This window comes from Niallia sp. RD1 (assembly GCF_024219955.1).
In the GTDB taxonomy this organism is placed as follows: Bacteria; Bacillota; Bacilli; order Bacillales; family Cytobacillaceae; genus Niallia; species Niallia alba.
The window spans coordinates 3,274,286-3,294,749 of the sequence record NZ_CP100420.1 but is presented as its reverse complement, the minus strand read 5'-3'; the positions used below and the strand labels follow the sequence as shown (position 1 = coordinate 3,294,749).

At 35.0% G+C, this 20,464-nt stretch carries 21 protein-coding genes; 7 read left to right on the top strand and 14 right to left on the bottom strand.

All coding sequences use genetic code 11. The features are described from left to right. Positions 1 to 12: 12 nt before the first annotated feature. From NKG37_RS15630 to NKG37_RS15620, 3 genes are all read right to left on the bottom strand, one after another. Positions 13 to 1,086: an amino acid ABC transporter substrate-binding protein gene (locus tag NKG37_RS15630; protein WP_169188313.1), complete on the bottom strand. Its 1,074-nt coding sequence runs from the start codon at positions 1,084 to 1,086 to the stop codon at positions 13 to 15. Between the two features lie 625 nt (positions 1,087 to 1,711). Continuing rightward, positions 1,712 to 3,292: a peptide chain release factor 3 gene (locus NKG37_RS15625; protein ID WP_016200900.1), complete on the bottom strand. Its 1,581-nt coding sequence runs from the start codon at positions 3,290 to 3,292 to the stop codon at positions 1,712 to 1,714. 202 nt (positions 3,293 to 3,494) lie between these two features. Further along, positions 3,495 to 4,211, bottom strand: a complete 717-nt coding sequence (locus NKG37_RS15620) for an NAD-dependent deacylase (RefSeq protein ID WP_169188312.1) — start codon at positions 4,209 to 4,211, stop codon at positions 3,495 to 3,497. A 290-nt stretch (positions 4,212 to 4,501) separates the two neighbouring features. On the opposite strand from NKG37_RS15620, the gene NKG37_RS15615 reads away from it, so the two are divergent. Next, positions 4,502 to 5,290, top strand: coding sequence for a TatD family hydrolase (locus NKG37_RS15615; RefSeq protein ID WP_169188311.1), 789 nt, complete (start codon positions 4,502 to 4,504; stop codon positions 5,288 to 5,290). A gap of 32 nt (positions 5,291 to 5,322) precedes the next feature. Here the strand turns inward: NKG37_RS15615 and NKG37_RS15610 are convergent, their stop codons facing one another. From NKG37_RS15610 to NKG37_RS15600, 3 genes are all read right to left on the bottom strand, one after another. Continuing rightward, positions 5,323 to 5,451 (bottom strand): YjcZ family sporulation protein, encoded by a 129-nt coding sequence (locus NKG37_RS15610; RefSeq protein ID WP_101730108.1) that lies wholly within the window; start codon positions 5,449 to 5,451, stop codon positions 5,323 to 5,325. Positions 5,452 to 5,489: 38 nt separating this feature from the next. Next, positions 5,490 to 5,594 (bottom strand): YjcZ family sporulation protein, encoded by a 105-nt coding sequence (locus tag NKG37_RS15605; protein ID WP_081836530.1) that lies wholly within the window; start codon positions 5,592 to 5,594, stop codon positions 5,490 to 5,492. 295 nt (positions 5,595 to 5,889) lie between these two features. Then, entirely contained in the window at positions 5,890 to 6,426 is a 537-nt protein-coding gene (locus NKG37_RS15600) for a GbsR/MarR family transcriptional regulator (RefSeq protein WP_101730109.1), read from the bottom strand. Between the two features lie 329 nt (positions 6,427 to 6,755). Here NKG37_RS15600 and NKG37_RS15595 point away from each other — a divergent pair, with 329 nt between their 5' ends. The 4 genes from NKG37_RS15595 to NKG37_RS15580 are packed head-to-tail and all read left to right on the top strand — an operon-like array spanning position 6,756 to position 10,811. Then, the gene (locus NKG37_RS15595; RefSeq protein ID WP_254414919.1) at positions 6,756 to 7,994 is read left to right on the top strand and encodes a quaternary amine ABC transporter ATP-binding protein; all 1,239 of its coding nucleotides are present in this window, start codon (positions 6,756 to 6,758) and stop codon (positions 7,992 to 7,994) included. Then, the gene (locus NKG37_RS15590) at positions 7,994 to 8,839 is read left to right on the top strand and encodes an ABC transporter permease (RefSeq protein ID WP_224427996.1); all 846 of its coding nucleotides are present in this window, start codon (positions 7,994 to 7,996) and stop codon (positions 8,837 to 8,839) included. Before NKG37_RS15595 ends, NKG37_RS15590 begins: the two co-directional genes overlap by 1 nt. Position 8,840: 1 nt before the next feature. Next, positions 8,841 to 9,722, top strand: a complete 882-nt coding sequence (locus NKG37_RS15585) for a glycine betaine ABC transporter substrate-binding protein (RefSeq protein ID WP_101730110.1) — start codon at positions 8,841 to 8,843, stop codon at positions 9,720 to 9,722. Between the two features lie 18 nt (positions 9,723 to 9,740). Then, positions 9,741 to 10,811 (top strand): MFS transporter, encoded by a 1,071-nt coding sequence (locus NKG37_RS15580; protein WP_254414918.1) that lies wholly within the window; start codon positions 9,741 to 9,743, stop codon positions 10,809 to 10,811. 263 nt (positions 10,812 to 11,074) lie between these two features. On the opposite strand, the gene NKG37_RS15575 is transcribed toward NKG37_RS15580, so the two are convergent. The 3 genes from NKG37_RS15575 to NKG37_RS15565 all read right to left on the bottom strand — a co-directional run bounded on the left by NKG37_RS15575 (position 11,075) and on the right by NKG37_RS15565 (position 13,844). Next, entirely contained in the window at positions 11,075 to 11,572 is a 498-nt protein-coding gene (locus tag NKG37_RS15575) for a heme-binding protein (RefSeq protein ID WP_169188308.1), read from the bottom strand. Positions 11,573 to 11,777: 205 nt separating this feature from the next. Then, positions 11,778 to 13,295, bottom strand: a complete 1,518-nt coding sequence (locus NKG37_RS15570; protein ID WP_254414917.1) for a flotillin lipid rafts scaffold protein FloT — start codon at positions 13,293 to 13,295, stop codon at positions 11,778 to 11,780. A 27-nt stretch (positions 13,296 to 13,322) separates the two neighbouring features. Then, a complete protein-coding gene (locus NKG37_RS15565) occupies positions 13,323 to 13,844 on the bottom strand; it encodes an NfeD family membrane protein (RefSeq protein WP_051993802.1) in 522 nt (173 codons plus the stop codon). Positions 13,845 to 14,391: 547 nt separating this feature from the next. Between NKG37_RS15565 and NKG37_RS15560 the strand changes: the two genes are divergently transcribed. After that, on the top strand, positions 14,392 to 14,718 hold the full coding sequence (locus NKG37_RS15560; protein WP_016200887.1) for a hypothetical protein: 327 nt from the start codon (positions 14,392 to 14,394) through the stop codon (positions 14,716 to 14,718). A gap of 200 nt (positions 14,719 to 14,918) precedes the next feature. On the opposite strand, the gene tnpA is transcribed toward NKG37_RS15560, so the two are convergent. The 4 genes from tnpA to NKG37_RS15540 form a co-directional block, all read right to left on the bottom strand. Beyond that, positions 14,919 to 15,386, bottom strand: coding sequence for an IS200/IS605 family transposase (tnpA, locus tag NKG37_RS15555; RefSeq protein ID WP_100525941.1), 468 nt, complete (start codon positions 15,384 to 15,386; stop codon positions 14,919 to 14,921). 204 nt (positions 15,387 to 15,590) lie between these two features. Next, a complete protein-coding gene (locus NKG37_RS15550; protein ID WP_169188307.1) occupies positions 15,591 to 16,367 on the bottom strand; it encodes a Cof-type HAD-IIB family hydrolase in 777 nt (258 codons plus the stop codon). Positions 16,368 to 16,390: 23 nt separating this feature from the next. Continuing rightward, a complete protein-coding gene (locus NKG37_RS15545) occupies positions 16,391 to 17,179 on the bottom strand; it encodes an ABC transporter ATP-binding protein (protein WP_016200886.1) in 789 nt (262 codons plus the stop codon). Between the two features lie 551 nt (positions 17,180 to 17,730). Continuing rightward, entirely contained in the window at positions 17,731 to 17,997 is a 267-nt protein-coding gene (locus NKG37_RS15540; RefSeq protein ID WP_016200885.1) for a phosphocarrier protein HPr, read from the bottom strand. A 247-nt stretch (positions 17,998 to 18,244) separates the two neighbouring features. Between NKG37_RS15540 and NKG37_RS15535 the strand changes: the two genes are divergently transcribed. Then, entirely contained in the window at positions 18,245 to 19,360 is a 1,116-nt protein-coding gene (locus tag NKG37_RS15535) for an IS4 family transposase (RefSeq protein ID WP_169187985.1), read from the top strand. Between the two features lie 371 nt (positions 19,361 to 19,731). Here the strand turns inward: NKG37_RS15535 and NKG37_RS15530 are convergent, their stop codons facing one another. Further along, entirely contained in the window at positions 19,732 to 20,445 is a 714-nt protein-coding gene (locus NKG37_RS15530; protein ID WP_169188306.1) for a gamma-glutamyl-gamma-aminobutyrate hydrolase family protein, read from the bottom strand. Between the last annotated feature and the right edge of the window lie 19 nt (positions 20,446 to 20,464).

The window sequence follows — 20,464 nt, the reverse complement described above, 5'->3', positions numbered from 1 at the left end:
AATTAATTAATATTAACGGAATGGGATAGAGTACAATAATCCGCCATCACTATACAACGCATTTTGTGCACGCTCTAATTTAAACACTGTATCTGGTCCTAGGTTACGCTCATAAATTTCCCCATAGTTACCAACTTGTTTAATAACTTGGTAAGCAAAATCATTAGATAAACCTAATTGTTCACCAAGATTCCCCTCTACCCCTAGAAGACGTTGAATTTCTGGATTGTCACTAGTTAAGAAATCATCGACATTTTGCGAAGTGATTCCAAATTCTTCAGCTTGAATAGTTGCAAATACAATCCAAGATACTGCATCAGCCCATTTCTCATCTCCATCTTTAACAGCTGGAGCTAAAGGTTCTTTTGATAATGTTTCATCCAAAATAATATGTGCATCCGGATCTTGCAAAGTAGACTGACGAGAAACTAATCCTGACTTATCTGTTGTCCATGCATCGATAGATCCTTGCTCATATGCTGCAATAACAGCATCTGCATTATCAAATGTTTGGGCTGTATAATTAACTCCAGCAGCTTTCATTTGATCTGCCAAGTTCAATTCTGTAGTCGTACCTGTTTCAACTCCAATTGTTTTTCCTTCTAAATCTTTTAATGTTTTGATTCCACTATCTTTTGGTACCATAATGCCCTGACCGTCATAAAAAGTTACTGGAGCAAAACTTAAACCTACCTCTGCATCACGGTTTGTTGTCCAAGTTGTGTTACGAACTAATACATCTACTTCACCAGATTGAACAGCTGTAAAGCGATCAGTAGCTGATAAAGGTCTAAATTCAATTTTCGTAGCATCTCCAAGTACTCCTGCTGCAATAGCTTTAGCAAAATCAACATCAAAACCAGTGTTTTTACCATCTGATCCTATGTATCCAAAGCCAGGAAGTGCATCATTGACGCCTGCTTTTAACGTTCCTCTATCTTTAATTGTTTCTAGTAAACTTTTAGAAGAACTTGATTTTGCACCACTTGTGCTTCCTCCCTCTGATGATGACTTACTTGAACAGCCAGCTAAAGCAAGTACAAGCACTAATAGAATACTAAAAGTAAGCGACAAACTTTTTTTCATGCATTTATCCCCCTATATCTTGTTTTTTATGATACTATCAGACTCTATTGAATGAATATTCAATCTATTTAACTCGTAAGAATACTCTTATTAAATGTAAGATAGTATCATATTCGTTAAAAAGTTAACAAGTTATATATATTAACATTTGTTTGTTAACTTTTATAACAACTTGTTTTTATTATACCTATTTTTTTTCTAATTACAAATAGTTTTTTGAAAACTTTTAATTTTTATAAGTTTTCAACGTTTCTATATGTATTTAGAAACACAAAAACCTTATATATCAGTTATTCGGCTACCGAAAGACTTTCTTTTGAATGTTACTCTTTCAGTATCTCTCACCGATTTTAAAAGAAAATTTTATGAAATAACTAAATTTGTATACAATTAAGCTATTTCAACATAATAAATTCTTTCCCTTTTTTATAAACACTTGTCTTCCCTTCCCCTTTTCTCTATTCTAATGTTCAAAAACCTGACACGTTTTTAACATTTTTACATGTTTATTCAATCTAAAATTCTTCAGAAAACTGCTATTATCTAAAAAAAGAGACTGTTTCACAAATGGATATCTCTTGAGAAAACAGAAGATATCCATTTGAAACAATCTCTTTTTTACTATCTATTCTTGCTCATCCATCGGATTATATAATTTAACTTCTGGATTTTTATCTTGGAACCATCTTAAGGCAAATTCATTTTCAAATAAAAATGCTTTTTTACCGAAACGATCTTCCACTAATAAACTTCTCCCGCTTGAAAGATTTTCATTCACTTCTTCGTCCACTAACCAACGGGCAATTTTGGAACCTACATGCTCCATAATAACTTCCACATTGTATTCATTTCTCATACGATGTTCAAACACTTCAAATTGTAGTTGACCAACTGCTCCAAGAAGATAATCTTCTGTTTTGACAGTCTTATACAATTGAATCGCTCCTTCTTGCACGAGCTGCTGTATTCCTTTATGGAAATGTTTTTGTTTCATTACATTTTTGGCTGTTACCTTTACAAATAGCTCTGGCGTAAATTGAGGTAACTTTTCATATTGAAATGCATTCTTACTAACTGTTAACGTATCTCCAATCTGATAAAAACCTGGATCATATAGCCCGATAATATCACCGCTAACTGCTTCATTAACGGTACTTCGATCATCTGCCATAAATTGAGTAGACTGTGCTAATTTCACTTGCTTCCCGGTTCTTGGCAGATTTACTGTCATCCCTCTTTCAAATTTCCCAGAACAAATCCGTAAAAAAGCAATACGATCACGGTGAGCCGGATTCATATTTGCTTGGATTTTAAAAATAAATCCAGAAAACTCCTCAGACAAAGGATCTATCTCTCCCATGCTAGATTTTCTTGCTTGTGGAGATGGGGCAAATTGCAAGTATGTTTCTAAAAACGTTTGAACACCAAAATTGCTTAAAGCACTCCCAAAAAATACTGGCGTTAGATCCCCATTATTTATTTTCTCCTCAGAAAATTCGTTTCCAGCTTCATTTAAAAGCATGATTTCTTCTAAAGTTTGATCATATAAGGAATCCTGTTTAATTGAATGATCGCCTTCGATCTCTCCATCTTCATTTAGCGGGATATATTTTTCCGTATCTTCTACACGGAACTGCTCAATTCGTTTATAAAAACGGTCATAAATTCCTAAAAATTCTTTTCCCATTCCGATTGGCCAATTCATTGGATAGGACTCAATCCCCATTACTTCTTCCAATTCCGCTAGTAATTCAAGAGGCGGCTTTCCTTGGCGATCCAATTTATTTATAAATGTAAAAATAGGAATACCTCTCATTTTACACACTTTAAATAGCTTTAATGTTTGTTCCTCTATCCCTTTAGCTGAATCGATGATCATCACAGCACTATCCACTGCAGTAAGCGTACGATAAGTATCTTCACTAAAGTCTTGGTGTCCTGGTGTATCCAGAATATTCACTCGTGCATTTTGGTAGTCAAATTGCATCACACTTGATGTAACGGAAATCCCTCTTTGCTTTTCTATCTCCATCCAGTCACTTGTTGCATATTTTCCTGTTTTCTTCCCTTTTACTGTTCCAGCATCCCTAATAGCGCCACCGAAAAGTAAAAGTTTTTCCGTTAATGTCGTTTTTCCGGCATCCGGATGGGAAATAATCGCAAAGGTGCGACGAGATAGTACATCCTGTTTAAAATTCTTTGACATGTTACGTTCCTCTCTTTTTACGCTTTCAAATTTAGTCCATTCCCTTATATTATCTCGATATATCAAAGTTTGCAATGGGTTTAAATGTATTCCCCTCGTTTTATTTCAGCTATTTTCCCTATTTTTTAAAAGTAGCTGTAAGTATACTTTGTTATTTTTTATCCCGATAAACATAGGACAGCTTTATTTCTAAAAGCTTAAATTAAGCTAGCTTAAAGTTTATATCCTCCAATACTTTCCCAATCGATTGGTGAATAACGAAATCAGCTAGCCCATCCATTTCTGTTGGTTCTTTATTAACAATAATCAGCTTTGCTCCTGTTTGTTTCGCCAACAATGGAAATTGATTTGCTGGTGAAACGGATAAAGAGGATCCTAATACTAAAAAGACATCAGACTTAATTGCCGCTTCCTCGGCTGTTAAAAATGGCTGTTCTGGAAGCATCTCGCCAAAAAGAACAATGGAAGGTCTTAAGACTCCCCCACAATCACATGAATAATTTTCATGTAAGTATTCTTCACTGTGATAACTTTTTCCGCATGTTTCACAATGAATCTTTTTTAAAGTTCCATGCAATTCTGCAACATTATCATTCCCTGCTTCTTGATGGAATCCATCAACATTTTGGGTTATGATTTGCTTTAAAAGCCCGTTTCTTTCCCATTCAGAAAGAATATAATGGCCTTGATGCGGTTTAAATTCATGTATTCCTTGAACTCGTTGGCGATAAAAGTTTATAAATTCTTGGACATGATTATTTAAAGCATCTGTAGATGAGAGATACTGTTTCTTTTCTGCTGTCCATAGCCCAGTATTAGCTGATCTAAAATCAGGTAACCCACTCTCTGTCGACATTCCTGCACCAGTAAAAACAACCAAATAATTAGCAGACTTAACTAATTGAACAAATGGATCCATCCAAAATTCCCCCTCACACTTCGTTATCCATTCATTTTAGCAAACCCTAGAAGCTACTCAAAATGAATGTGCTCTTGCTTGGAAATTATCCCATTCTTAACGAGCATAAGTCTTCCACTGATGGAAGTTTTCTTTATCTCGTACAGATATTTTTTATAATTCATTCTGTTATAATAAAGATAATTTCAACAGGGATGACCATGTTATTTTAATGAAGCGGGATAAAGAGAATACTATGAGGCTACAAATATCTCCACTCCTTTCCTTATACTACAAAAAAGGTGATGTAAATGAACCAAATTATAGATGCCCATATTCATATTGACCAGTACAATCGAGACGAAATCAGCCAGTTTTTTAAAGAAGAAACATTAATTGCTGCTATCTCTGTCTCTATGAATTTAGATTCATGTAAACAAACAGAAAAATTAAGCAAAGAGTTCGACTTTATTAAAGCAGCCTATGGTTATCATCCAGAACAATCATTACCTTCTGATACATCTATATCCAATTTATTTGCATGGATTGAAGCAAACCAGAGTAGCGCTATTGCCCTTGGCGAGATCGGCTTACCTCATTATATAAGGAGAAAAGATCCATCTTCTATTCCTTTACAACCTTATATTGAAATCCTCGAGCAATTTATTGTATTAGCAAAAAAATTAAAAAAACCTATTGTTCTTCATAGTATTTATGAAGAAGCTGATATTGTCATTAATCTACTTGAAAAGCATAGCTTTTCAAATGCTCATTTTCATTGGTTTAAAGGAAGCCCAAAAACAATTGAACAGATGATAAGAAATAATTATTATATTTCCCTTACACCTGATTTTTTATATAAGGAAAAAACTCAACAGCTCGCGAATTTATACCCGATTGAAAAAATAATGGTAGAAACGGATGGACCTTGGCCATTCGATGGGCCGTTTATTTATCAAAAAACTGTTCCAACTATGATTCATGCTATTATTCATGCTTTAGCAACATTGAAAAAATATACATTATCAGACATGTATGAGCAAATCTTATGTAATACGAAAAGATTTTATTCTATTTCTATCCCCCAAAAAAGAGACTGACTCTACGAATCAGTCTCCATTATTTCATTATTTTACCATTTGAAGCAAGCTGCACCTACAATGATTAAAAGAATGAACAAAACGACGATTAAAGCGAAACCTCCGCCGTAACCTACACCACCATAGCCATAGCTTGGATATCCATAACCATATCCGTACATTCTATTTCCTCCTCTTAATTTCTGTTAGTTACGGATTATTAAAATCCGCCGTAACCCCAAGAAGCACCAATAATCACCAATAAGATAAACAATACTACTAAAAGAGCGAAACCTCCGCCGTAACCTACTCCAACTTCACCCATGAATAAAAACCTCCTTTTTTTGATTCCATATATCCTATTCAAGAATCTAAAATGTGCGATAGACAAATGCACATTTTTTAGGTTTTTTAACTAGTTCAGCTTATCAAGTATAGGCTGTTAATTAATACTTTGTTGTTTTTTTACGTTGTATCAGTTTCATTTCATTATGGTCCATTCCATTTTCATTTTAGAAACAAATCAAACTATATACAATTCAGCTAATCCAAATACAAAAGGTGTCATTCTTTATGGTTTAAACAACAAACCTTAAAGAATGACACCTTCATCCAAACTTTTATTCTTCTTTTTTTGGAATTAAATTAAAAATTTCATGGGATTCTAAGCTATCTACAAAACGATCAAGCCAATCATAATAATTAAGAGCATAGTGTAATTTCTCTAAATCTTTTTCCCCATCTTTTATTACATCCTCAGAAACCCCGTCTTTATTTAATAACGCTTTAATTTCATTCATAGACTTTTCAATCGCATAAACATTTTCAGTAATTGCTAATCTCCATTTAATCGTAAAAAAATCGATAAACGTTTGATACCAATCTTCTTCCGCACTATATAAATCTTTTCGAACACCTTTTCGCCATACTTTATCAACCATTTTTAATTCAAGCAATGTTCGAACCGATGTACTCATACTGGTTTTACTCATCCCCAGCTCTTCTTTCATTTCGTCAAGAGTCATTGGGTTTTGCTGAAATAATAACATTCCATATAATCTGCCAATTGATTCCGTTACACCATATAAATCCATGTTTTGAGCTACAGAATCAATCACTCTCTCTCGAGCAATATTTAACTGCTCTCTATCCGTCATTTATCATTCACATCCATATTATATGTTTACTTATCCATTGTAATAATGATTATTTCAATAATCAAGATGAACTCTAATGATTAACTAATAATTGATTATCTTTTTATAGATTAACATGAATGAAAAAAAAGTAAAGAAGCGTTCTTTATAGTATATGGTAGCATATGGGCGAATTTTTAAGAATAAAGCCACTACAGTTCGTTCAGTTTTTTCTGTACGTTCAGAATGAATGTTTTTAACTGATTATACAGTTTGTAATGTTTTTTTATACCCTTTATACTATATAAGGGCTCGGTTTACAGAGTCGTTAGAAATAAAGAGGTGAAAAAATGGAAAGTATGGCAAAATTGAAAATCGAAAACGTCACAAAGATTTTCGGAAAAAACACAAAAAAAGCGATTCAGCTATTAAATAATGGTGAATCTAAAAAAGATATTCTCAAAAAAACAGGAGCAACAGTCGGCGTAAATAAGGCTAGTTTTGAAGTAAATCCTAGTGAGATTTTCGTAATTATGGGGCTTTCAGGTAGTGGTAAATCAACATTAGTCCGCATGTTCAATCGTCTAATTGATCCTACAATCGGAAATATTTATATTGATGGGAAAGACATTGTCAGTATGTCTAAGGAGGAACTACGCAAGGTTCGAAGAGAAAAAATAAGCATGGTCTTTCAAAAATTTGCTTTACTTCCACATCGAACAATCTTAGAAAATGCTGAATTTGGTTTAGAAATTCAAGGTGTAGATAAGACAGCAAGAAAAGAGCGTGCACTTGAATCACTTAAACTAGTTGGTTTATCCGGTTATGAAAACCAATACCCCGACCAATTGAGTGGTGGGATGCAACAAAGAGTTGGTCTTGCTCGTGCTTTAGCAAATGACCCCGATATCCTATTAATGGATGAAGCGTTTAGTGCACTCGATCCTCTTATTCGCAAAGATATGCAGGATGAGTTATTAGATCTACAATCTAATATGGAAAAGACAATCATCTTTATTACACATGATTTAGATGAAGCATTGAGAATTGGCGATCGTATCGCTCTAATGAAAGATGGCTCGATTGTACAAGTCGGAACTCCTGAAGAGATTTTAATGAATCCTTCAAACGATTATGTAGAACGATTTGTAGAAGATGTTGATTTATCGAAGGTATTAACTGCAAATCACATTATGAAACGAGCAGAAGCAGTAACCATTGAAAAAGGTCCACGTGTTGCATTGCAAATGATGAAAAAATTAGGAATTTCAAGTATCTATGTTGTTAATAAGCGCAGAGAACTGCTCGGAGCAATTACCGCAGATGATGCACGTGTTGCTGCTGAAAAAAATGAAGGTATTGAAACGATTCTTCAAAAAGATGTAATTACCGTTACAGGTGATACGTTATTATCTGATCTATTTGATAAAGTTTCAACTGCGATCATACCGGTTGCTGTTATAGACGAACAAAATAGATTAAAAGGAATTCTTGTAAGAGGTGCGGTTATTGGTGCACTGGCTGGAAATAATGAGCTTATTAATACTCCACCTACCGAAGAAGCAGTACTAGTTGGGGGGAATGTATAATGAATAATCTATTTCCTAAACTGCCTGTTGCAGACTGGATTGATTCCTTCGTTGACTGGCTAACGACAACCTTTGAAGTATTATTTGATGGAGTAACTGCAGTACTAGAATTTGTTGTAAATATATTAGTAGCCTTCTTTGGATTTATTCCTCCTATTCTATTAATCATTTTATTAGCATTACTGGCTTGGAAATTAGCGAATAAAAAGATTGCACTATTTACTCTAATAGGTTTATTACTTGTAGATAATTTAGGTTATTGGGAACCAATGATTGATACATTAGCTCTTGTACTTTCTTCTGTATTTATCTCCATAGTAATCGGTATCCCACTAGGTATTTGGGCTTCACAAAATAGCACTGTACGCAATATTGTTATTCCAATATTAGACTTTATGCAAACAATGCCAGCCTTTGTATATCTTATTCCCGCTATTTTCTTTTTTAGTATTGGTGTAGTACCGGGGGTTGTTGCATCTGTTATTTTTGCTATGCCGCCTACTATTCGCTTAACTATTCTTGGAATTCAACAAGTTCCTAGTGATATTACAGAAGCTACAGAGAGTTTTGGTAGTACGACTTCTCAAAAATTAATAAAAGTTCAATTACCACTTGCAATGCCAACAATACTTGCTGGTATTAATCAAAGCATCATGCTTGCGCTATCAATGGTAGTTATTGCTGCAATGGTTGGTGCACCTGGACTTGGTGCAGATGTTTATCGTGCTGTAACCCAGATTCAAATTGGACGCGGGTTTGAAGCAGGTATTTCTATTGTAGTACTTGCAATCATTTTAGATAGAATTACCCAAAATGTGGGTACGAAAAAAAAGGGGGCAAAATAATATGAAAAAAATAACAACTATACTAGGAGCAATCACACTCTCTCTAGGTTTAGCTGCTTGTAGTTCAAGTAGTGTAAATAACGAGAATGCCACTATTGGCGAAAAGGTAGATTATGAGATTATCGGTATTGATCCAGGAGCTGGATTAATGAAAGCAACTAGCCAAGCAATTAGTGACTATGAGCTAAGTGATTGGAAATTAGTTGAAGGATCAAGTGCAGCAATGACCGCTGCTCTAAAAAAAGCTTATAATAAAGAAGAACCAATTATTGTAACAGGCTGGACTCCACACTGGATGTTCGCTGCATACGATTTAAAATACTTAGAAGATCCAAAAGGGTCTTTTGGTGAAGATGAAAACATTCATTCTATTGCTCGTAATGGACTAAAAGAAGATATGCCAGAAGCATACAAGGTATTAGATAATTTCCATTGGACAACAGAAGATATGGGCGTTGTCATGATGGACATATACGATGGAGAATCTCCTGAAAAAGCAGCAGAAAGCTGGGTAAAAGAGAATGCTGATAAAGTTAGCGAATGGACAGAAGGTGTCGACAGTGTTGATGGAGATAAAATTAAAATCGGCTATGTTGCATGGGATAGTGAGATCGCAAGTACAAACGTTATCGGTAAAGTATTAACAGATTTAGGTTATGATGTAACATTAAGCCAAGTAGAAGCAGGTCCAATGTGGACAGGTGTTGCAGATGGCAGTTTAGATGCGCATATTGCTGGTTGGTTACCGATTACCCATGAAGACTATGCAAGCAAATTCGAAGGAAAATTCGAAGATCTAGGTCCAAACTTAGAAGGAACAAAATTAGGGCTTGTCGTGCCAAGTTATATGGATATTGATTCTATTGAAGATTTAAAAGAATAATAGAATTCGCAACATGAGATGAGAAAAAGAAGAATGCTGCTTAGACAAGTAGCATTCTTCTTTTTCTTTTGGGGAGCAAAAAAAATCATGCTTATTGGCTTAATTGCCTATTTAGCATTTTCTATTCCATTTATGCTTTTTGCCTTACCATCTGAAAACTATTTAGCCATTTTACTGTTATATATGGGTAGAGGGTTAGGATATCCGCTATTCTGCTATTCTTTTTTAGTGTGGCTAACCATTGATGTTGATGTCAGCATCCAAGGCAGAGCAACCTCCTATTTTTGGATATGCTATAATTTAGGTTTTACCATTATCGGCCCAGTTTTTGCGGTTCAGCTTATCCCGTTCATCGGTGAAACTGCTTTCATATGGGTAGGAATCGTTCTTTCCATTGTAGGCAGCTTATTAGCTCTTTTTCTCACAAAGAAAAAGTTTATCATTAAAGAAAGAGATACAACCCCATTGGTAGAAATAAAAGAAGGAATTTTAATCATGTTTAAAAGACCTAGAATTGGTACCGCTGTTATTGTGAAGACAATTAATGGCCTTGGCACCTATGGCTTCGTTGTTGTATTACCAGTGTTTCTTATTAATAAAGGTTATAGTATGGCAGAATGGTCAACCATTTGGGGAGCAACTTTTATATCTAATCAGATATTTAATGTTATTTTTGGCTATTTAGGGGACAAAATCGGTTTCAGAAAAACGATCCAACTTTTTGGAGGAACTTTAACAGGCGTCGCCACCATCGCTGTTTATCTCGTCCCACAATTATTTGGATATAATTACTGGTTATTCTTCTTAGCAATGTGTTTTTGGGGTGCTGGACTAGCAGGTTTTGTTCCCATGTCGCCCCTTGTTCCACTAATGGCACCAGATAACAAGGGAGCAGCAAACTCAGCTGTTAACTTTGGGTCAGGATTAGGAAATTTTGTTGGCCCTGCTCTAGTTTCTTTACTTGTTGTCTTTGGTACTGGAGCTGTTATGTATACAATGGCTGCATTATATTTAATAAGTGTTATCTTAACAGCCTTCTTAAAAACACCAGATGAACTACATCAACCGCTGAAAGATGAAGCAGCCTAGATAAGCGCTATGCTGGTTGCTTAAAGAAATACAAAGTTCTTCCCATTCTCTCAAAACCTTGCATGTGGCGCACTTCATTCTTGGTTTTGGGAGAATTTCTTTTAAGAAAGATAGAATTTCTCATGAAGCAGAGGGTTTAAATTCTTTCCCATCCTCTATATCGAAGTCTGACTTTCATCCCAAAAAAGGCAGTCACATAAAATAGCTAATTCCCGAAGTAGCTATTTTTATGTAATCTACCTTAAAGTTCTATTAAATTTTCCTTATTTTTCACTAGAATACAGATCAAACTCCAACTCTTCTTGTTCCTGTCGTAACATTTTTATTGCATTTACACACAACATATGATCCTCTTCCATTGTTAAACCGGAAACAGTTAAACAGCCCTCATAGCCATTTCCCATCACCCTAACAGGAAAGCCACCGCCAGCAAGAGCATATTCCTCTCGATTTAAGCCATTTGTTTGATAGTATTCTTCCTCATTTTCGTTATACTCCAAACGAATTAACATGGAGCTTTTTTCATGGTGGTATACTACATTCCTTTTTCGGCGAATCCAACATTCATTTTCATAAGAAGTATTTTTCCCCGCTAAGAAAAATAGCTCCCTTTTTCCTTTGTATATCGAAATACAAATCTTACTTGCATCCTCTCCCGCAAGTTCTACCACTCTTTGTGCTAATAAAAATGAATCATCAATATTAAATGTAATTAGTTGCGCTTCTTTTTCATGTTCCATTACCTCTAGTTTTGTAAACATTTTTTTCATCTCCTCTTTAATCTTTTTTTTGATATTAATTCCCTCAATTTCATGTTATCGCTTTCATATTAATTGAAAATAGGAAATTAGTTAATCTATTTTCTTGCTATTAAATTGATCTTTTTTAACACTAATCATCCGAATACTTTGCTTCAGTACTCTTACAACCAAAAAACCCGATAGCTATTAGCTACCGGGTTTTGAACTATTCAGCTGATTTATTACTTAAATTATCATTCAACTCATTAATACTCTGACGAATATTCCCTTTACCTGATAAATTTTCAAGTAATTCTTTAACATCAATTCCTGCTGAAGCCTTTAAGGATTCTTGCATCGTTGACATTAAGTTCGTTGCATAGCCAGTTACTTTATTAGCTCCCCCATTACTGCCATCACTTCCTGTATCAACAACAGTAATCTTATCGATATTAGCTAATGGACTAGCCACTTGTTTTGCATATTCAGGTAACATTTCAAGCACCATATCCAAGATTGCCGCTTGGCCGTATTGTGCATATGCTTCTGCGATTTTGCGTTTTGCTTCTGCTTCTGCCAAACCTTTTAAGCGGATGATTTCTGCTTCTGTTTCCCCTTTTGCTTTTTCTGCTTCCGCTTTCGCTAAACCATCTACACGCACTTTTTCTGCTTCCGCTTTCGCTTGTGACTCAATGCGGTATTGGTTCGCATCTGCTTCAGCAATTTCACGGCGTTTGTTCGCTTCAGCAGCCTGTTCCATCGCATAGCGATCGGCGTCGGCTTTCTTTTTAACCTCTGAATCATACTGCTTCTCTCTTCTGAGAATTTCTTTTTCTTCTAATTCAATTTGTTTCTGTCTTTCAATAATCTTAATTTGCATTTCTTGTTCTGTAACTTCCTGCTTAGAACGAGCACTTTCTAAATCGTACGTTTGGTCAGCACGTGCTTTCGCAATATCTTGATCTCTTCTATAGTCAGCAATTTTCATTTGATTTTCTTTTTCTGCTTCAGCAATTTCCGTTGCTCTTTCTAACTCGGCCTTTTTAGCTTCTTTATCCGCTTCGGCTTTTTTGATTCTTGTTTCTTTATCTGCTTCAGCAGTAGCAATGTCTGCATCTCGTTTTACTTGAGCAATTCGTGGCTTACCAAGTGATTCTAAATATCCATTTTTATCTCTTACATCTTTAATCGTAAAGGAAACGATGATTAGACCCATCTTCGCTAAATCGTGTGAAGCAACTCTTTGTACTTCTTGTGAAAACTTATCTCTATTTTTATAAATTTCTTCTACTGTCATACTACCGAGAATGGAACGTAAATGTCCTTCTAGTACTTCTCTTGCTTCGTTTTCACGATCTTGTTTTGTTTTTCCTAAAAACTGTTCAGCTGCAGTAGCGATTTCCCCAATGGAACCACCAATTTTAATAATCGCTGTACCGTCCGCCATTACTGGAACACCTTGTTCTGTATATACTTCCGGTGTAGAAACATCTAATTTACTAGATAACAAACTTAGAGGTTCTGATTGCTGGAAAACTGGGAGAATAAATGCCCCTCCCCCTCTAATAATTTTTATTTTATTTCCTGATTCATCGACATGAACATTTTTAGAACCTAAATAACTTCCTGTTACAATTAGCGCTTCGTCCGGTCCTGCTGTCTTATACTTTGCCACAAAAATACTAATAAGTGCGATTAGTAAAAATACTACGATTGCTATTACAATATAAATCTCAATTGCCATCCATTTTTCCTCCTCTAGTATGCTTTTCTATATACCGTCCTTACGAACAACATAGGCAACATTCTCTTTAATCTCTACTACAACCGTTTCTTCACCAAATCTAATTTCTTCATTATAAAAACTTGCTGCAGTCTTTGGTATATTCCCACTGATGCTCTCAATCAAAATTTCCCCAAAGCCATCTTTCGGAATTGCAGTTATGACTTTGCCAATTCTTCCTTTTAATGATTCATCATTGTAAACTAATGATTCCTCTGCATTGGCAAGAGGGATAAAAACAAAAAAGTGTAAACAGCTTGAAATAATAAGTGCGATTACTGCTGAAATGGAAAGAATAATAATGCTATTGATATTAGAGTACTTCTCCATAATATAACCACTTGCTGATAAGATCGTGAAAAAAGCAAGGATTAAGGTTGGGTTAAATACACCAACATCTCCACCAAATAAATCTGATAGTAATAATGTTAATATGACACATATTCCCGAACCAATTAAAACAGTTAAATAAATGGAGGGAAGATCAAAGCCGAATAATTCCATAAACATCATTCACTTTCTAAAAATTTAATTTTGCTATGTATTCACTGAATCAATCCTCCTTCGTTTTATTTCTTACCATACATACGGCTTAAAATAAGAAAGGTTTCAAGAATCTTTAGAAAAAATAAAGAAAACTTCCATCAGTGTTTTTTTGCTTATTCCAATGATGATTAGTAAAAGCGGGATAAACCTAATTTATATTCCTATTGTAAAGAACTTACATAGAGAAATAAAGACCACATAGTGTCTTTGGGAAAATTACTAATACGTTTTCACCAATTGGTTTCATTCAAAAAAGAAATGCCGTTTCTAAAAATATTGTTGTTTTTCAAGAGACAGGTAAGTCTCACGGAAGCTGGAGTGTGTTTAGGCTACAGGCAATACATACAAAGTTTTCAAATACATCCACCATTAATTTTCTCATAAAATTTCGTCATCTTTAAGAATTTGTTTCATATCATAATTTAAGGGGAATTTCATATATATCAACTTAATTTTTTGTATATGCCATTGTTACCGTTTGAGCAATAAATCTTAATGAAAAGGTGATATTGTGGAGGAGCATACGAAACGTACAGATAAATATGTGGAAAAGAAAAATAGTATTGGGAAAAAAGTTATGTATTTTTTAGGTTCTATCCTACTGCTTAGCACCATTTTTGGAGGCTATATTTTCTCAGATAAATATTTTGCTAGTGAGCCTAAAACAGGAAAAGAAGAATTTGGGGAAAAAGTAGTTATAACTTTGCCAACCGGTAAAAAAGTGTATACCTACGAAAATCTAATTGTGGAAGAAGACGGCAAACTACTGTATAAAGGGGAACGCAATACAATTGATTTATCAGGTGGAGTTGTCGTATATGAAGATTGGAAAGATTAAAAGAATCTTTGTTGTAAAGTGACTTTAATATGTTGGTTCATACTACCAGTACATACTGGTTTAAATCAAAACCACCAGTGTGAACTGGTGGTTTGCTCTGCGGCTAAAAGCCTCTCTTACCGGCCTCGGCCTTAAAGGCCCACTGAAAAGGTTTCCCTTCTGCACCACATTCACTCACCAATTCTAAAGAATTTCTTTATTTACTTCCGATTTTTCTCACCCGTGAACGGATCGAATTCTTCGAACAACGTTAGCTGATCAGCCATATAATCTTCTTTCAGCTGATTTCTTATATATTCTTGTATTTGTTTCTTATTTCTCCCCACGGTATCAACGTAGAAACCACGACACCAAAATTTACGATTCCCATAGCGATATTTCAAATTCGCATGTCGATCAAATATCATCAGGCTACTTTTTCCTTTTAGGTAACCCATGAACTGCGATACACTTAATTTTGGTGGAATACTAACCAACATATGGATATGATCCGGACAGGCATTTGCTTCATGTATAATGACACCTTTTCTTTCACATAGCTCTCTTATGATTTGTCCTATACTCTTTTTGTATTTGCCATAAATAATTTGCCTTCTGTATTTTGGGGCAAAGACTATGTGATACTTACAATTCCATGTTGTATGTGCTAAACTGTTCATGTCCTTCATAAGGGCATACCTCCTTCTTGCGTGAGATAAAGTGGTCGGGAAACCAACTTTATCCTACCATGAAAGGAGGTTTTTTTGTTACCTCGCTATAAGCTCTCCGGAACCCCCGGCATAGCCAGGGGTTTTCGAAACCATCAATAAAGCTGTCAAAACAGATGTTTTGACAGCTTATTTGTATGTATCCTGCACTCTCCTAAACTTCCTCTACTCTAGGAGGCCTATTTTTTTTAATCCATAAGCAATTCCGCCTTCGTCCACATGTTTTGTGACAAATTTAGCATATGGTTTAATATTTTCATGAGCATTTCCCATAGCTATTCCCATCCCTACATAAGAAAGCATTTCTTTATCATTTAACCCATCTCCAAATGCCACTGCTTCCTTTGGATCTATATTTAGGATATTTAAGATTTGTGCTATCCCTGCTGCTTTTGAACCACCTGTTGGAATAACGTCCGTTGATAAAGGATGCCAACGAACAAAATGAATATTGGAAAATGACTCTTCATACAATTTCTCTTCTTTCCCTTCACAAAAAAGCAAGCATTGATATATATCTGCTTCCTTCCAAAAATCTTTTCGATAAGATGGAGCATTTAATTTTAAGGACTGAAAGGATTCAATAACATGCGCATGTTCTTCATGATTTGCGCAGCATTCCTTACTCCCTTGGAAAACTAATGGATGATTATTTTTTAATGCCATATCTTCTAACGCTTTTAGTGTTTCAACAGGGATCGGTTTTCTATAAACTTCTTCTGCCTCATGCACAACATATGATCCATTAAAAGAAATATAGGATGATAAACCAAGATCTGCTAAAATATCTGAAAAGAAATAAGGCGCTCTACCAGTTGCTAATACAACCGGAATATGACGCTTCTTTAATTCCTTAATAGCTAATTTTGCATCATTCGGAATGTTTTTCTCTCCGTTTACTAATGTTCCGTCAATATCAATAAATACAATTTTATAAGTCAATATTCTGCTCCTTTGTCTCGTTCTCAGTTCTCAATCAATGAGCTTCTTCTAGCCAATAGTGGACGTTCATTATTCCAAATAATTTCTACTGGTAATGAAAAAAAGCTGCTCATATTCTTACTTGTCAACATTTCTTTTGTGTATCCTGAGGAAAATTCCTCTCCTTCTTTCAATAGAAAGGTATGAGAAAACACTGGTAATATTTCTTCTACATGATGCGTAACGTAAATGATGCTGCTATTTTCATTTACTAACTCGGAAATAGTGTCCAGTAATTGTTCTCTTGCTAAAAAATCTAAACCAGTTGCTGGCTCATCTAATATAATAAGCTCAGGATTTACCATTAAGGCTCTTCCAATAAGTATACGTTGCCGCTCACCTTGAGACAAGCTATTATATGGTCTGTCAGCGTAAGATAAACTACCTAACTTACCCATTATTTCAATCGCTTTGTTCCTAATTTCTGGTGTTGGTGACTCATATAAGCCAATCGAAGCATAGGCTCCACTAAGCACAATTTCAAATGCACTGTCTGATTCATATAAGTTTTGCTGCAGTCGATTTGATACTAGTCCAATTTTCCGCCTCAAGGCTCCTCCTAACTCCGCTTTACCGAACACCTTTCCTAGCACTTCCATTCTTCCGACTGTTGGATGATAATAGGCACAAATCATATTTAATAAAGCTGTTTTTCCCGCACCGTTAAGACCATATAGAATCCAATTTTCTCCTTTATTAATCTCCCAATTAATATTTTGCAGAATCCATTGGCCATTTCTTTTTAAGCCAACATCTTTTATTTGAACGATCATGCCACTCCCCCCTATTCTTTATATATTTTACTAAAAATTCTTACAATATGTACAGGAGGAATAACTGGACTGACCTATTTGTATTACTATTCATTTTAATTTCACCTACAAAGTCATCTATAACACAGCAACTGCCGCAAAAAATAAAGGCTGTTTTCGCAAAGTTTGTTGCTAGAAGTATTTCTATCTAAAAGTTTTTACCTATTACGAAAACAACGATCTTTAGAAAACAGACAAAATAAAAAAGATCTGACTTTTTTCTTCATGGAATCATTCAAAGAATATTCTTCTTAAATGATTCCATTCTGCTTTAAGCCAAATCTTTATAAGAATAACTACAATTATAAAATGAAACTAACACTGTTGATCTCCCACCCATTTTACTCGTATTCTCATAAGCTTACACTTGAGTCTTACTGTCCGTTAAGAGTAGGATAAATGCTTACTTCCTGTTTACAATATCATTATCTCTGTTTATGTAACCGCTTTAATTACAGTGCAAAAAAATATTAATGAGAGTGGCCCCCATTTAAGAGGGTCATAAACAAAGATTAACCAACTAATCCTTCTTTTTTAAGGACAGCTTCTACACCGTCAACTGCTTCTACTTCATCTTCACCAGTTGCAGAAATAGTAATTTCTCCACCTTTAGGTACACCTAGTGACATTACGCCCATAATAGACTTTAAGTTCACTGATTTTCCTTTGAAAGAAATTTGCATATCAGATTTGAATTTGCTAGCAGTGCTTACTAATAATGTTGCTGGTCTAGCATGAATACCAGTTTCATCAATTACAGTAAAAGTTTTTTCGCTCATTGTTATACCTCCTAAAAAATTGTCTTACCATATTATTTTAGCTGATTTTAGGAGTTAATACTAACTTTTTTTTCATCTTTTTCTGTTTTCACTTATTTCTTTATCTTCACTAGTGTTGCATTAATTTAAATTCACTATTAAAAATACTCAAAATGTTCAATATTATTATTTTGCGCAAAGAAAAAGTCCTTTATAATGGATTAGTCAGGTGGTAACCCGTCCAAATCCACTAAAAAAGGACCATCACATGGACAAGATTACACGAAAAACTTCATTTGGACAATGGTTTTCACCTATAAATCTTCAATTATTTGAAGAAAACGTGAAAACGATGAAATTAGATTACTATACGAAAAAATTAACGACAGAGTCATTTCTAAAATTACTACTTTTTGCGCAGCTACAAGAAATTGAAAGTCTGCATGCGCTGGGTGATTGTCTTTTCGATGACCAGCTTCAAAAAGGGATAGACCTTGATTCTATTAGTATTTCTCAGTTGTCACGGCGGTTAAACGGCATAAACCCTGATCTATTTCAAAGGCTTTTCCTTGATTTAGTGTCACAAATTCATGCCAAAACGCATTACACGAAACTCGTGATGCCGTTAAAAATCATTGATTCAAGCACATTGCCACTTAATTTGACCAATCATAAATGGGCTAAATTCCGCAAAACAAAAGCAGGTGTAAAGTTACATTTGCGCCTTGTGTTTATGGAAAAGGGTATATCCTATCCTGAAAAGGCCGTTATGACAACGGCAAAAGAACATGACCGTGGTCAGCTTGAAATCATGGTGGATGACAAGGAATGCATGTATGTGTTTGACCGTGGTTATCTAGACTACGAGCGCTTTGATCGCATGACTGATGATGGCTACTTCTTTCTTTCACGGCTACGCAAAAATGCAGTCATACGGAACGTTTACGATTTTAAGCTACCCAAGGATACAGCTGTTTTATCAGACCAAATGGTGTTGATAGGTACGACTCAAAACCGTGCTGAAAATTACTTTCGGCTTCTAAAAGTGATGGACTCAAAAGGAAATGAACTTCATTTAATTACAAATCGTTTTGATTTAAGCGCCGAAGAAATTTCAGAAATGTATAAATCACGGTGGGCAATTGAGCTGTTTTTTAAATGGATCAAACAACATCTCAGCATCAAAAAGTTCTACGGTCAAAGCGAATGGGCGATTCAAAATCAAGTATTTATCGCACTAATTGTTTTTTGCCTACATGTTCTCGTGCAAATCGAGACCAGAAGCAAGCGAAAAACCTTACAGATTAGCCGTTATCTAAGGGCTGCATTGTGGAAACCAGCGAATGTTTGGCTTCGAAAGATTGAAGGAAAAGCCATCCCTTAAATATGCAAATTGTCGTCGTTGCAAAAGTCTAATTGTAAATAAATTTCCAAATGGATGAGGCCACCTTTGATTGGGTATTTACTTTTTTGCCTCTAAACAGGGAAGGTGAGTAAACTGAAAATTATGACACTATTTATGCAACACTAGTGCTTTATCTTATATGGTTAAAAAGCTTCTATTATTAAGCCCTTATTAATGTATCCTGTTAGATTTTCCTATTTTATCCCACTCTTAACGGACAGTAAGACTCCCCCCTCAAGCTTATGAGTATACGAGGAAGATAGGTGGGAGGTCAACTGTCCGTAAAGGTCCGATTGGTTCAACTAACCATCAGTGGGAGAGGAAGGAAAAAACCCCCACTGATGGAAGTTTCACTTTATACTTTTTATAAATTCGGCAAAAATTCGATTCATTTTTTCATTAGTAGAGGCCATAGATTCAGGATGCCATTGAATTCCCAATAAAAAATGAGGATAATTTTTATGTTCTACCGCTTCAATAATACCATCACTGCTAGTTGCAACGACTTCTAAATCTTCAGCTAAACTATCAATTGCTTGATGATGAAGACTATTTACTCTTGTTTTTCCCTCTCCAATAATTGCTGCTAATTTACTGTTCTCTTTAATTGATACAAAATGGGAATCCAAGCTTCTGCTCACAGACTGGGTATGTTTAATACTATCAGGTAATTGAGAGGGGATATCCTGAATAAGTGTTCCTCCTAAAGCAACATTTAAAATTTGAATTCCTCTACAAATTGCTAGTATCGGTTTATTCGTTTCCATCGCTCTTTTAATTATTTGTAACTCTACTTGATCTCGCAAAAGAATTGTATCTCCAATGTTTCGATGCGGATCTTCTCCGAACAAGATGGGATCAACATCTTCTCCACCGCTTAAAAGAACCGCATCACAAAGATCCACCATTTCGATAGACAATGCCTCCTCCACAAATGGAAGGATAATCGGTAATCCACCATTTGCCGCAATTGTATTTTGATAGTCATGATGAACATAGGTACCTTCCATAAATTTATTTTTAAAAATGTATGCACCCGTTATCCCTATTATCGGTTTGCTCAACGATCTCCATCCCCTAACA